A 13,719-nucleotide genomic window follows, 5' to 3' on the forward strand; every position below is an offset into this window, starting at 1 on the left:
CACCAACTTCTCTGCGCCGCACGCGCTCTTCTCTCTATGACAGGCTCCGCCAGGAGGCTTGATTCGTCATGGCTTGCGCCTGATCGCGGCCAAAAAAAAGCCGCGGCGAGGCAGATGCTCTCCACGGCACGAAACCCAAGATTTGCACGGAAAAGTTCTCGATATGTTTCCGTGGACACACCGCGCCCCGGCGCGGATCGGTCACTCGCAATATAGGTAACATTTTTATTTTTGTGCCGGATGCATCATTTACTCCATATAGGCGAAGTCAAATACCGTATGCCCCCCCTGGTGGTGCCAATGGTGCATTGAAGCATGGCGTTTGCTTAAAAAGTTTGCATAGTGGATTTCGCCGTCGGTTTCGACGTAGGTCGACGGGGTCAGCTCTTCAATGCGGTTCAACGAGACCCCCTTGCCGTAGTGGCAGAAGCCTTGGTACTGGGCGCAGCGGATCACGTCTCCGCTAGGAGAGACAACGATTCCGGCGTTTCTGGCCCGCATGGGGTTACGCACGATGGGGTTGCAGGCATGCGGCGTCCACTCAGTTGAACGTGGTGAGTCCGAGAAAAATGCAAAAAGCTCGTCACAGTGGCTTTGGCCGTCAGTTCGGTCAATATTGGTTAATAACCACCAATATTCTCCGTGTTTAAAAATAATGGTATCCACGGCCGATATATTGGTCATTAACGTGACATCAAGTTCCCATTTAAGCGGAAATTCAGTGCATTTCCATAATTCTATACTGCGATTTCCACACGTTTCCGGAACCATGTACGTGACGCCATCGTATTCAAAAATATATGGAAACGACAGGTGATAGGGTAGGTTCAAGGCGGTGCCCAACAGCCGGAAAGCCCCGTCAGAGTAGGTCGCGACCGAGATCGTGCCCTTGCGGGAAGTAAAATCGTAATCTTCAAAAAATATATACGGTTTTTTATCGTGCGTATAAACAAACGGATCTGCGAAGAACCTACCTTTTGGAGGTTGCAGCACCATGGCCTCTGATACCACCGCCTGCTGCCTTGATGACGGAAACATACCAATCCGCCATCGAATATTGCGCTTCATGATGCGCCGCACAATCAAATCACTGATTAACCACGCCTGACGCGCGATATAAGCGGCGCTGTCCCATTCGACCGGGTCGGCACGCCGCGGCCCGCTCATGATCTGCATGTCGGGGGCCGGCTCGCTCTGCCTGGCGCGGGCCAGCGCCTGCAGGGCGTCGTAGACCATGAAATTGCCCAGGCTGAATGCGCGCGCCTGATTTTTCAGCCAGAACACTTCGGTATTGAAACTGCGCTGGTCCAGCAGCTCGTCCTGCTCCGGTTCCGGCCCCACCCGCCAGAGTTTCACGGTGGTGTGGTCCTGGCGCTGGAACACTTCCCAAAAGCCCGCGTACCGGCTGGTCGACACGGCAATGTCGGAATAGCTCAGTTGCCAAACGCCCAACCGCGCCCAGCCCCTCATCTGCGTGCGCGTGGCGCAAGAGGCGCCCAGCGTGATGACCAGGTCCAGGCCCAGCGCCGCCACCGCGTCCTGCGCACCGGGCTCGGCATCGCGCGCTTCAAGCGGCAGCACCGGCACCGAGGCGGACGGCATGCGCTGGCGCATATCGCCGCAAGACAACATCTGACGCTGCTTGGCGGGCAGCATGCGGGCCTCGAAGCGCGACAGCGTGCCGAACAGCGCCTTGACGCCCAGGCGCGGCGCTTTCTCGGCGCCAACGCCGTCCATCACCAACAAGGCGGAGATGTCGAAGTCCTGGCTATGGATGAGCCAGTCCACCATCTCATGCATCCAGCCGGGTTGCTCATACCCGTCAACCAACAGTCCCACTCGGTAGGTTTTCATTTGTCCCGCTCCTGTGTCAGGGCGTCTTGGGCACCCGCACCGGCCTGGCGCGCGGGGTCGCCGACGGCAGCGCCGACGCAACGCAATTAAGTCCTCGCGCTGATACTGCGGGGTTTTTCCCCTGTCTTCCAGACCACATTCATCCTAGGTCGGGCGTCCGAGGACGAACGGTTCAGCATCGTGCGCTCGCGCGAGCGGCGGCTCGTCCGACGGCGCGCGTCTTCATCCTTCCGGTCTAGTTGATCTGGTGCAGCGACACCGTGCACTAGTACGGCGGCCATGGTCACGCCGCACTTTAGGGGTAAACCCTATTGGGGATAGCCGAGTCTCGCTTCTCCTCCTTCTCTCCCGCATAATGGCTTTTAAACAAACGTTTGAATTCAACTTTATGCAAGAAATAAGAACGCCCAATACCCGCGATTCCATCCTCGACACGGCCGAAGCGCTGTTCGCGCAGCAAGGCCACGACGGCACATCGATGCGCCAGATCACTGGCGCGGCGGGCGTCAACCTGGCGTCGGTGAACTATCACTTCGGGTCAAAAGAATCGCTGGTGCAGGCGGTGTTGAAACGCCGCCTTGAAGTGCTGAACCGCGAGCGCATGCGGTTGCTGGACGAGCTTGAGGCTCAGTCCGAGGGCAAACCCTTGAAGCCCTCGCAGATCGTGGACGCCTTCTTCGGCACGCTGCTGCGCCTGGCCGCCGACCCGGCCCAGGCGGGCAGCACCTTCCTGCCGCTGCTGGAACGCACCATGACCCACCCCTCCGACTTCATCCGCGCGCTGTTCGCCGAGGAATACGCCGACGTGCTCGAGCGCTACCGCAACGCGCTGTTCGCCGCGCTGCCGGATGTGCCCAAAGCCGAAATTGTGTGGCGCTTCCAGTTCATGCTGGGCGCCACGTCCTACGCCATCATCGGCACCGACCTGCTGCGCTCCGTTACAGGCTGGCAGATCGATGAATCCGAACAACCCGACAACCCCGACATGCTGCTGCCCCGGCTGATGAGCTTTTTGCTGGGCGGCCTGCGCGCGCCCTTGCCGCCCGTGGCCGGCAGCTAGCAGCGGCCAGGGCAGGCACAGACCAGGCGCAGAAACCCGCGCAAACCCCGGCACCCGATCAGGCAAAAAACTGATCTCCACGGAGACAAAGAAATGAACGCAGTGATCCTCACGCTTCTCGTTATCGCGGCCCTTGCCGCCATCGTGCTGACCGTGCGGCCGCTGCGCCGGGCGCTGCTGTCCGCGCCCATCTTCAACCTGTACCGCAAGGTGCTGCCGCAGATGTCCGACACCGAGCGCGACGCCCTGGAGGCCGGCACGGTGTGGTGGGAAGGCGAACTGTTTCGCGGCCGCCCCGACTGGAGCCGTCTGCTGGCCTACCCGCGCCCGCGCCTGACCGACGAAGAACAGCACTTTCTGGATAACCAGGCCGAAACCGCCTGCCGCATGGTCAATGACTGGAGCGTCACGCACGAACATCATGACCTGCCCGCCGAGGTCTGGACCTATCTGAAGACCCAGGGCTTCCTGGGCATGATCATCCCCAAGGAATATGGTGGCCTGGCGTTCTCGGCCTACGCGCATTCCGAAATCGTGACCAAGCTGTCGACGCGCTCGTCCGCGCTGGCCGTGTCGGTGATGGTGCCGAACTCTCTCGGCCCCGCCGAGTTGCTGCTGCACTACGGCACCGATGAACAGAAGAACCACTATCTGCCGCGCCTGGCGCGCGGCGAAGACGTGCCGGCCTTTGCGCTGACCAGCCCCTGGGCCGGCTCCGACGCCGCCGCCATCCCCGACAGCGGCATCGTCTGCAAGGGCGAATGGCAGGGCCGCGAAGTGATCGGCATGCGCGTCACCTGGGACAAGCGCTACATCACGCTGGCCCCGGTCTGCACGCTGCTGGGCCTGGCGTTCCGCCTGTACGACCCCGACGGGCTGTTGGGCGGCAAGAAAGACCTGGGCATCACTTGCGCGCTGGTGCCGCACGACCACCCCGGCGTGGACACCGGCCGCCGCCACTTCCCGCTGAACGCCATGTTCATGAACGGCCCCACGCGCGGCACGGACGTCTTCATGCCGCTGGACTTCATCATCGGTGGCCCCGCCATGGCCGGCCAGGGCTGGCGCATGCTGATGGAATGCCTGGCCGCGGGCCGTTCGATTTCGCTGCCCTCTTCCAACACCGGCATGTCCAAGCTGACGGCGCGCGCCGTGGGCGGGTATGCGCGCGTGCGCAGCCAGTTCCGCATGCCCGTCGGCAAGTTCGAAGGCGTGGAAGAAGCGCTGGCCCGCATCGGCGGCCACACCTACATGATGGACGCCGCGCGCAGCATGACGGCGGGCGCGGTGGACCTGGGCGAAAAGCCCTCGGTGGTATCGGCCATCGTCAAATACCACGTGACCGAACGCGCGCGCCAGGTCGTCAACGACGGCATGGACGTGATAGGCGGCAAGGGCATCTGCCTGGGCCCCAACAACTTCCTGGGCCGGGCGTACCAGCAGATTCCCATCGGCATCACGGTCGAAGGCGCCAACATCCTGACGCGCAGCCTGATCATCTTCGGCCAGGGCGCCATCCGCTGCCATCCCTACGTGCTGGCTGAAATGCAGGCCGCGCAAGCGTCGGACGCCAAGCAGGGGCTGACCGACTTCGACGCCGCCTTCTGGGGCCACGTGGGCTTTGTGGCCAAGAACAAGCTGCGCACCCTGGGCACCGCCTTGACCGGCGCGCGCTGGGTCAAGGTGAACGCCGACGTGGCGCCCGACATGAAGCGCTACTACCAGTTGCTCAGCCGCTATTCGGCCGCCTTCGCGCTGTTGGCCGATACGTCGATGCTGGTGCTGGGCGGCAGCCTGAAGCGCCGCGAGCGCCTGTCGGCGCGCTTGGGCGACGTGCTCTCGCAGATGTACCTGATCAGCGCCACGCTCAAGCGTTTCGAGGACGAAGGCCGCCAGGCCGCCGATGCGCCGCTTGCGCATTGGTCGATCCAGGACGCGCTGTTCAGATTGCAGGACGCGTTCGACGGCGTGCTTGAAAATTTCCCGAACCGGTTTGTGGCCTGGAGCATGACGCGTTTGATCTTCCCCTGGGGCCACACGCAAGTGCAGCCATCTGACGCGCTGGGCCAGGACGTGGCGCGGCTGTTGATCAACCCCGGCGCCACGCGCGACCGCCTGACGTCGGGCTGCCACCTGCCCGCCACCGCCGACGAACCCGTGGGCGCGATCGAACAGGCGCTGGCCGCCACGCTGGAAGCCGAGCCCATCGACGCCAAGATCCGCGAACTCGAAAAGCGCGGCACGCTGGAAGGCAAGCCGCAAGCCAACGTGCGCGACATCGCCGATGCCGCCTACGCCGTCGGCGGCATCACCGCGGAAGAATATGCCGTGGTGAAACGCCGCAACGTCTTGCGAGATACGGTGGTGAAAGTGGATGATTTCCCCTTTGACCTTGGCGCGTCGCAGGCCAGCCGGCCGAATGCCGAACGCAAGGTCGCCTGACGGAGGAAACCGATGGCATTCAAACCGGTTTACGTCGTTGACGGCGCCCGCACACCCTTCCTGAAAGCCCGCACCGGGCCAGGTCCCTTTTCAGCGGGCGACCTGGCGGTGCAGGCCGGCCGCGCCCTGTTGCTGCGCCAGCCCTATGCCCCCACCGATCTGGACGAAGTCATCGTGGGCTGCGCCGCGCCCTCGCCCGATGAAGTCAACATCGGCCGCGTGATTGCATTGCGCCTGGGCTGCGGCAACCAAGTGCCCGGCTGGACGGTCATGCGCAATTGCGCATCCGGCATGCAGGCGCTGGATTCCGCCATTGCCAACATCCAGAGCGGCCGTTCGCAACTGGTGCTGGCGGGCGGCACGGATGCGTTGTCGCGCGCACCGCTGTTGTTTTCGGACGATATGGTGCGCTGGCTGTCCGGCTGGTATGCGGCGCGCGGCGTGGGCGCCAAGCTGGCGGCCTTGCGCGGCTTCAAACTGAAAAACCTGGCGCCGGTCATCGGCCTGCTCAAGGGCCTGACGGACCCGGTGGTGGGCCTGTCAATGGGCCAGACCGCGGAAAACGTGGCCACCCGTTTCGGCATCGACCGCGCCGCCATGGACGCTTACGCGGCCAGCAGCCACCAGCGCGTGCTGGCCGCGCGTGCCGCGGGCGCGCTGGACGAAATCACCCCGCTGATCGATGCACAAGGCAAGCTGTATCCCGACGACGACGGCGTGCGCGAAGACTCCACGCCCGACAGGCTGGCCAGGCTCAAACCCGTGTTCGACAAGCCCTGGGGCAACATCACGGCGGGCAACAGTTCGCAGGTGACCGACGGCGCGGCCATGCTGGTGCTGGCTTCCGAAGAGGCCGTGGCCAAATGGAACCTGCGCCCCATCGGCCGCATTGTCGACAGCCAATGGGCCGGCCTGGACCCCGCGCAAATGGGGCTGGGCCCCGTGCATGCCGCCACCCCCATCCTGCAACGCCACGGCCTGGGCTTGAACGACCTGGACTTGTGGGAAATCAACGAAGCGTTTGCCGCGCAGGTGCTGGGCTGCCTGGCCGCGTGGCGCGACGAGGCCTATTGCCAGGAACATTTCGGGACGCCGGCATGGGGCTCGCTGGACCCCGCCAGGCTCAACGTGGACGGCGGCGCCATCGCCATCGGGCACCCGGTGGGCGCATCCGGTGCGCGCATCGTGCTGCACCTGCTTGACGCGCTGAAGCGCCGAGGCGCCAAGCGCGGCATGGCGGCCATCTGCATCGGTGGCGGCCAAGGCGGCGCGATGCTGGTTGAAACCCTGGACGAGGACCGCCCATGACGACCCTGGACACGCTTTCCCACTGGCGCCTGGACCGCGACACCGACGGCCTGGCATGGCTGACCTTCGACCGCGCCGGCAGCGCCGTGAATGCGTTGTCGGCCGACACCATGGCCGAACTGGCCGTGGTGCTGGACGCGTTGGATGCCGCCCCGCCCAAGGGGCTGATCATCCAGTCCGGCAAGGCCACGGGCTTTATCGTGGGCGCCGACGTCAACGAATTCGCCGATCTGAACACACCGGAACAAGCGCGCGGGCTGGTGGCGCGAGGCTGGAACCTGTTCAACCGCCTGGCCGCTGTGCGCTATCCCACGCTGGCCCTGATCCAGGGGCATTGCCTGGGCGGCGGCCTGGAGCTGGCGCTGGCTTGCCGCTACCGGCTGGTGGCCGACCAGCCCGGCACCTCGCTGGCGCTGCCGGAAGTCATGCTGGGCATCTTCCCGGGCTGGGGCGGCATGCTGCGCCTGCCGCAAGTCATCGGCGCGCCCGCCGCGTTGGACATGATGTTGACCGGACGTGGCGCGGATGCCCGTCGCGCCGCCGCGCTGGGCCTGGCCGACGCGCGCGTGCCGAAGCGCTTGCTGCAGGCCGCCGCGCGCCAGACCGTGCTGTCGAAAAAGCCGCCACGCCGTGCGCGCGGCTTGGGCGGCTGGCTGAACCACTGGCCGTTCAAATCCCTGGTCGCCAACCGCGCGCGCAAGCAGATCGCTGACAAGGACCCGCTGGGGCACTACCCCGCCGCGCCCGCCATCGTCACACTATGGGAAAAGCATGGCGGCAACGCCTTGCAGGCCCCAGAGCTGATCGACCGCATCATTTCGTCAGACACCGCGCGCAACCTGCTGCGTGTGTTCCGCCTTCAAGAACGGCTGAAGGCCAACGGCAAGCAGCCCGGCGTGGCGCCCGCGCGCCATGTGCACGTGGTGGGCGCGGGCACGATGGGCGGCGACATCGCGGCGTGGTGCGCGCTCAAGGGCATGACGGTGACCCTGCAAGACCAGGACATGGCGCGCATCGCGCCCGCCATCAAGCGCGCTGCCGCGCTGTACACGCGCCGCTTGAAAGACACCCGCCTGGCGCGCGCCGCGCTGGATCGCCTGATTCCCGACCCCGCGGGCGGTGGCGTGCCGCGCGCCGACATCATCATCGAAGCCATCAGCGAACAGGCCGACGCCAAACGCGCGCTGTATGCCTCGCTGGAACCTCACATGAAGGCCGATGCGCTGCTGGCCACCAACACGTCCAGCCTGTCGTTGGAAACCTTGCGCACCGGGCTGGAGCGTCCCGAGCGGCTGGTGGGCATCCACTTCTTCAACCCGGTGGCAAAGATGCCGCTGGTGGAAGTGGTGCACGCAGACGACGACAAGCATGCAATGAGCGACGCCACCGCGCGCGCCTGCGCCTTCGTAGGCCAGATCGACAAGTTGGCGCTTCCTGTCAAGAGCGCGCCGGGATTCCTCGTGAACGCCGTGCTGGCGCCCTATATGCTGCAAGCCATGCGCAGCGTGGATGAAGGCCTGGCGCCGGAAACCGTCGACGCCGCCATGGTGGCCTTCGGCATGCCGATGGGGCCGCTGGAACTGGCCGACACCGTGGGGCTGGATATCGCCCGCGCGACGGGCGAAACCCTGGCGGACGGCGCCGAGCCGCCCCGCTGCCTGGCAGATCGATTGGCGCGCGGCGACCTTGGCAAGAAAAGCGGCCAGGGCTTCTACACCTGGCGCGACGGCAAGCCGGTTAAAGCAGCGAAGGGAAAGACCGCCCGGGGCAAGGCCAACGACGAGCCCGCCGCCGCCCCCGATGGCCTGGCGCAGCGCCTGATCCAACCCTTGGTGGACGCCACCCGGCAGCGCGTGGAAGACGGCGTGGTTGCCGATGCCGACCTGGCCGATGCCGGCGTCATTTTTGGAACGGGGTTCGCGCCATTCACGGGCGGACCCTTGCATTACCAGGGCAGCAATGCCTGGCACCGCAGTAGAACGGCTCATGCCGATTAGACCGGCCCAACAGACAGACCGGCAGTGCAATAGAGGCAATTATCCAACTCGAGGAGGCAGTACCATGCGCAGACGTTCATTGTCCCTGAGCACCTTGTCGGCCATCGTGGTCGGCCTGGGCGCGTCCGCAACGTCCTACGCCGCCGGTTTTCAGCTCTTGGAGCAGAATGCCAGCGGCCTGGGCAACGCTTACGCAGGCTCGGCGGCAAATCCGGAAAACGCGAGCATCATCTACTACAACCCGGCGGGCATGACGTATCTGCCGGGCGTCAACGTATCGGGCGGTGTCAATTTCATCAAGCCGTCGTTCAAGTTCAAGGACAACGGCGACAGCCGCAACCCCACCGCTCCCGGCTTGCCGGGTTCGGGGCTGAACGGCTCGGTGCCCACAGGCGGCAACGGTGGCGACGCGGGCAACCTGGGCGTGGTACCCAACCTTTACGCCTCTTGGCAGTTGAATGAGCAGTGGTACATCGGCCTGGGCATCGGCGCCCCCTTCGGCCTGATGACCGAATACGACGACGGCTGGGTGGGCCAGTACCACTCCAACAAGTTCGAGATCAAGACCATCAACGTGAACCCCTCGATTGCCTACAAGGTGAACGAGAAATTCTCGATGGGCTTCGGCCTGAACTGGCAGCACATCGACGCCAACTACAAGAAGAAAACGGTGGTGCCGATTGCCGGCCTGCCAGTCGCCACCAACGGCGACGCCGACCTGAACCTGAAGGGCGACGCCTGGGGCTGGAACGTCGGCTTCATGCTGCAACCCACGGAAGACACCCGCATCGGCCTGTCGTACCGTTCAAAGATCAAGCACACCGCCAAGGGCGATACCGACATCACCAACATCGGCCCCACCGGGCAATCGGTGTCGTTCGACGCCAAGGCCTCGGTGGACCTGCCCGATACGCTGATCCTGAGCGCCGCGCATCAATTGAACGAACGCTGGGAACTGCTGGGCGACGTGTCGTGGACGGGTTGGAGCAGCATTCCCGAGCTGAAGATCCGTAACTCCGGCCCGGGCGCGCGCGACGATGAACTGCCCCTGAACTTCCGCGACACCTGGCGCATCGCCGTGGGCGCGAACTACAAGTTCGCCCCAGCCTGGAAGTGGAAATTCGGCTTGGCCTATGACCAGTCGCCAGTCCACAACGAGGCCGACCGCCCGACGTCCCTGCCCGACAACAATCGCTACTGGTTCTCGACCGGCGTACAGTGGGAAGCCACCAAGAGCACCACACTGGACCTGGGCTACACCTATCTGTACCTGCGCGACACGGACATCGACACCACGTCCGGCAGCGCGGCGACCAAGGGCCGCGTAGCAGGCACCTATAACAGCAACGCCCACATCGTCGGCCTGCAACTGACGTCCCGCTTCTAGGCTTGCACGGGCGGGCGGCCGCGCGCCGCCCCCCGTTTTTTGAAGGAGATTCCCCTTGAGCAAGTTCGTCGTCAAACACGTTGCCGTCCTGGGCGCCGGCGTCATGGGCGCGCAGATCGCCGCCCACCTGGCCAATGCCGGCGTGCCCGTCACGCTGTTCGACCTGGCCGCGTCCGAAGGCGACCGCAACGGCATCGTCAACAAGGCCCTGGCCGGCCTGAAAAAGCTGGAACCCGCACCGCTGGCCGGCGCGGCCCGCATCGCCCTGATCACCCCCGCGAACTACGACGACCACCTGGACGCGCTGCGCGGCTGCGACCTGGTCATCGAAGCCATCGCCGAACGCATGGACTGGAAGACGGCGCTTTACGAGCGCATTGCCCCGCATGTGTCGCCCGACGCCATCGTTGCGTCCAACACGTCCGGCCTGTCGATCGACGCGCTGGCCAACGCCCTGCCCGCCAGCCTGCGTGAGCGCTTCTGCGGCATCCACTTCTTCAATCCGCCCCGCTACATGCGGCTGGTGGAAATCATCGCCACATCGCATACGCAACCGGTCGTGCTGGACCAGTTGGAAACCTGGCTCACGTCCACGCTGGGCAAGGGCGTGATCCGCGCGCTGGACACGCCCAACTTCGTGGCCAACCGCATCGGCGTATTCTCCATCCTGGCCGCCATGCACCACACCGCGCGCCTGGGGTTGGGCTTTGACGAAGTCGACGCGCTGACCGGTCCGAAGATCGGCCGCCCCAAGAGCGCCACCTATCGCACGGCCGACGTGGTCGGCCTGGACACCTTGGCCCACGTGGTGGGCACCATGGAAAAGAACCTGCCCGACGACCCCTGGCACCGCTACTTCGCGCTGCCGGCATGGCTGTCGGCCCTAATCCAGAAAGGCGCGCTGGGCCAGAAGACCGGTGCGGGCGTCTACCGCAAGCAAGGCCGCGACATCCTGGTGCTGGACCTGAAGGCGCAAGACTACGTGCCCAGCGCCGGCAAGCTGGCCGATGAGGTCGCCGCTCTCTTGAAGGAACGCAACCCCGCCAAGCGCTTTGCCGCGCTGCGCGCAAGCGAGCACCCGCAGGCGCAGTTCCTGTGGAGCCTGTTCCGCGACATCTTCCACTACAGCGCCGTGCAGCTTGAACACGTGGCCGACAACGCGCGCGACCTGGACCTGGCCATGCGCTGGGGCTTCGGCTGGGCGCAAGGCCCGTTTGAAACCTGGCAGGCGGCCGGCTGGCAGGACATTGCCGCCGCCGTGGCCGAAGACATCGCCGCCGGCCGCGCCATGAGCAACGCGCCCCTGCCGGCCTGGGTGCAAGAACCCGACCGCCAGGGCGTGCATGCGCCGCAGGGCTCGTATTCCGCACGTACCGGCAACTTGCATCCGCGTTCTTCATTGCCGGTGTATCACCGCCAGTTGTTCCCCGAGCGTGTCTTTGGTGAAGGCCCGGATGACCGTGGCGTCACCGTGTGGGAAAACGAAGGCGTGCGCTTGTGGAACCTGCCGGACGTGGATGCGGGCATCGCCATCCTGTCCGTCACGTCGAAGAACCACACGCTGGGCGGCGAAGTATTGGAAGGCGTGCTGCAAGCCGTGGCGCGCGCCGAACGTGATTTCGACGGCCTGGTCATCTGGCATGAACCGCCCTTTGCCGTGGGGGCCAACTTGCAGCAGGTGGTTCAGGCTTGCGCGGAAGGCCAGTTCGACATGCTGGAAGCCATGGTCGAAAAATTCCAGCGCGCGTCGCAGTCGTTCAAGTATGCGCAGATTCCCACCGTGGCCGCCGTGCAGGGCATGGCGCTGGGCGGGGGCTGCGAATTCCTGATGCACGCGTCGCACCGCGTGCTGGCATTGGAAAGCTATATCGGCCTGGTGGAAGCGGGCGTCGGACTGATTCCCGCAGGTGGCGGCAGCAAGGAATTCGCTGGCCGCGCGGCCGCGCTGGCGGCCAAGACCGCCACACCGGGCGAAGTCTTCCCCTACCTGCAACCCGTCTTCCAGACCATCGCCATGGCGCAGGTGGCCAAGAGCGCGCTGGAAGCGATCGACGCGGGCTTCGCGCGCGAACACGACATCGTGCTGTTCCACCCGGACGAGCTGCTGTATGTGGCCATCGGCCAGGCTCGGGCCGCGGCCCAGGCCGGCTACACGCCACCGCCGCGCCTGTCGAACATTCCGGTAGCGGGCAGGAACGGCATCGCCAACTTCGAGATGGTGCTGGTCAACATGCGCGAAGGCGGCATGATCAGCGCGCACGATTACCGCGTGGCGCGCAGCGCCGCCGTGGCCCTGTGCGGCGGCGAGGTCGAAACCGGCACGAAGGTGGACGAAGAATGGCTGTTGGCGGTTGAGCGCCGCGAATTCGTTGCGCTCTTGCGCACGCCTGAAACCCAGGCCCGCATCCGCCACACGCTGGAAACCGGCAAGCCGTTGCGCAACTGAGGAAAGCATCATGACCAAGCAGATACAAGACGCCTACATCGTCGCCGCCACGCGCCTGCCGGTGGGCAAGCGCAACGGCGCCTACATCACCACGCGCCCCGACGACATGCTGGCCGCCGCGCTGAACGGCGCGCTGGCGCAAGTGCCGGCGCTGGACACCGCGCGCATCGAAGACGTGATTGCCGGCTGCGCCATGCCGGAAGCCGAACAAGGCATGAACGTGGCGCGCATCGGCCTGCTGCTGGCGGGCCTGCCGCAAAGCGTGGCGGGCGTGACCGTCAACCGCTTCTGCGCATCGGGCTTGCAGGCGGTGGCGGACGCCGCCGCGCGCATCCGCATGGGCGAGGCCGACATCATGATCGGCGCGGGCACCGAATCCATGAGCGCCATGCCGCAGATCATGGGCAACAAGGTGTCGATGAACCCCGAGATCTTCGCCCACGACGAAAACATCGGCATGGCCTTCGGCATGGGGCTGACCGGTGAAAAAGTGGCTGAACGCTGGAAGGTCTCGCGAGAAGACCAGGACGCCTTCGCGCTGGCTTCGCACCAGAAGGCCTGCGCCGCGATCGCGGCCGGCCATTTCCGCGCTGAGACCACGCCGTATGAAGTGGTGTCGCACTTGCCGGACGGCGCCAGCGGCGCGGTGCGCGTGGTGCGCCGCCTGGTGGAAGTGGACGAAGGCCCGCGCCCGGACAGCAGCGCCGAAGCCTTGGCGCGGCTACGCCCCGTGTTCTCGACGCGCGGCAGCGTCACGGCCGGCAATAGCTCGCAGATGTCCGACGGCGCGGCCGCCGTGGTGCTGGTGTCCGACCGCATTCTGCGCGAATTCAACCTGAGCCCGCTGGCGCGCTTCGTCAGCTTCGCGGTGGCCGGCGTGCCGCCCGAGGTGATGGGCATCGGCCCCGTGGCGGCCATCCCCAAGGTGCTGGAACGCGCCGGCATCACGCAAGACGCGCTGGACTGGATCGAGCTGAACGAGGCCTTCGCGGCCCAATCGCTGGCGGTGATCCGCGAACTGAAGCTGGACCCCACCAAGGTCAACCCGCTGGGCGGCGCCATCGCACTGGGCCACCCGCTGGGCGCTACCGGCGCGATCCGCACGGCCACCATCACGCACGGCCTGCGCCGCACGGGCGGCAAGTACGGGTTGGTCACCATGTGCATTGGCACCGGCATGGGCGCGGCCGGGCTGTTCGAAGCGATGTGATGTCTGGCGCAATCC

The 13,719-nt window shown here is 65.4% G+C and carries 8 protein-coding genes; 7 read left to right on the plus strand and 1 reads right to left on the minus strand.

The window, feature by feature from the left end; all coding sequences use genetic code 11:
* Positions 1 to 249 precede the first annotated feature (249 nt).
* Positions 250 to 1,854 (minus strand): glucosamine inositolphosphorylceramide transferase family protein, encoded by a 1,605-nt coding sequence (locus ELS24_RS20255; RefSeq protein WP_127185169.1) that lies wholly within the window; start codon positions 1,852 to 1,854, stop codon positions 250 to 252.
* Between the two features lie 388 nt (positions 1,855 to 2,242).
* Between ELS24_RS20255 and ELS24_RS20260 the strand changes: the two genes are divergently transcribed.
* The 7 genes from ELS24_RS20260 to ELS24_RS20290 all read left to right on the plus strand — a co-directional run bounded on the left by ELS24_RS20260 (position 2,243) and on the right by ELS24_RS20290 (position 13,704).
* On the plus strand, positions 2,243 to 2,914 hold the full coding sequence (locus ELS24_RS20260) for a TetR/AcrR family transcriptional regulator (RefSeq protein ID WP_050448705.1): 672 nt from the start codon (positions 2,243 to 2,245) through the stop codon (positions 2,912 to 2,914).
* 93 nt (positions 2,915 to 3,007) lie between these two features.
* On the plus strand, positions 3,008 to 5,356 hold the full coding sequence (locus ELS24_RS20265; protein WP_127185170.1) for an acyl-CoA dehydrogenase: 2,349 nt from the start codon (positions 3,008 to 3,010) through the stop codon (positions 5,354 to 5,356).
* Positions 5,357 to 5,368: 12 nt separating this feature from the next.
* Complete coding sequence (locus ELS24_RS20270; protein WP_127185171.1) at positions 5,369 to 6,664, plus strand: acetyl-CoA C-acetyltransferase; 1,296 nt, start codon at positions 5,369 to 5,371, stop codon at positions 6,662 to 6,664.
* A complete protein-coding gene (locus ELS24_RS20275) occupies positions 6,661 to 8,661 on the plus strand; it encodes a 3-hydroxyacyl-CoA dehydrogenase NAD-binding domain-containing protein (protein ID WP_127185172.1) in 2,001 nt (666 codons plus the stop codon). The genes ELS24_RS20270 and ELS24_RS20275 overlap by 4 nt, the downstream gene beginning before the upstream one ends.
* Positions 8,662 to 8,725: 64 nt before the next feature.
* Positions 8,726 to 10,048, plus strand: a complete 1,323-nt coding sequence (locus ELS24_RS20280; RefSeq protein ID WP_050448689.1) for an OmpP1/FadL family transporter — start codon at positions 8,726 to 8,728, stop codon at positions 10,046 to 10,048.
* A gap of 55 nt (positions 10,049 to 10,103) precedes the next feature.
* On the plus strand, positions 10,104 to 12,494 hold the full coding sequence (locus tag ELS24_RS20285; protein WP_127185173.1) for a 3-hydroxyacyl-CoA dehydrogenase/enoyl-CoA hydratase family protein: 2,391 nt from the start codon (positions 10,104 to 10,106) through the stop codon (positions 12,492 to 12,494).
* 10 nt (positions 12,495 to 12,504) lie between these two features.
* A complete protein-coding gene (locus ELS24_RS20290) occupies positions 12,505 to 13,704 on the plus strand; it encodes an acetyl-CoA C-acyltransferase (RefSeq protein WP_127185174.1) in 1,200 nt (399 codons plus the stop codon).
* Positions 13,705 to 13,719: the final 15 nt, after the last annotated feature.

The organism is Achromobacter spanius, from assembly GCF_003994415.1.
Classification (GTDB): domain Bacteria; phylum Pseudomonadota; class Gammaproteobacteria; order Burkholderiales; family Burkholderiaceae_B; genus Achromobacter; species Achromobacter spanius_C.

Excerpts from the sequence above, each read along its gene's own strand:
- ELS24_RS20255 (WP_127185169.1), bottom strand. The coding sequence starts at position 1,854 with ATGAAAACCTACCGAGTGGGACTGTTGGTTGACGGGTATGAGCAACCC.
- ELS24_RS20260 (WP_050448705.1), top strand. The coding sequence starts at position 2,243 with ATGCAAGAAATAAGAACGCCCAATACCCGCGATTCCATCCTCGACACG.
- ELS24_RS20265 (WP_127185170.1), top strand. The coding sequence starts at position 3,008 with ATGAACGCAGTGATCCTCACGCTTCTCGTTATCGCGGCCCTTGCCGCC.
- ELS24_RS20270 (WP_127185171.1), top strand. The coding sequence starts at position 5,369 with ATGGCATTCAAACCGGTTTACGTCGTTGACGGCGCCCGCACACCCTTC.
- ELS24_RS20275 (WP_127185172.1), top strand. The coding sequence starts at position 6,661 with ATGACGACCCTGGACACGCTTTCCCACTGGCGCCTGGACCGCGACACC.
- ELS24_RS20280 (WP_050448689.1), top strand. The coding sequence starts at position 8,726 with ATGCGCAGACGTTCATTGTCCCTGAGCACCTTGTCGGCCATCGTGGTC.
- ELS24_RS20290 (WP_127185174.1), top strand. The coding sequence starts at position 12,505 with ATGACCAAGCAGATACAAGACGCCTACATCGTCGCCGCCACGCGCCTG.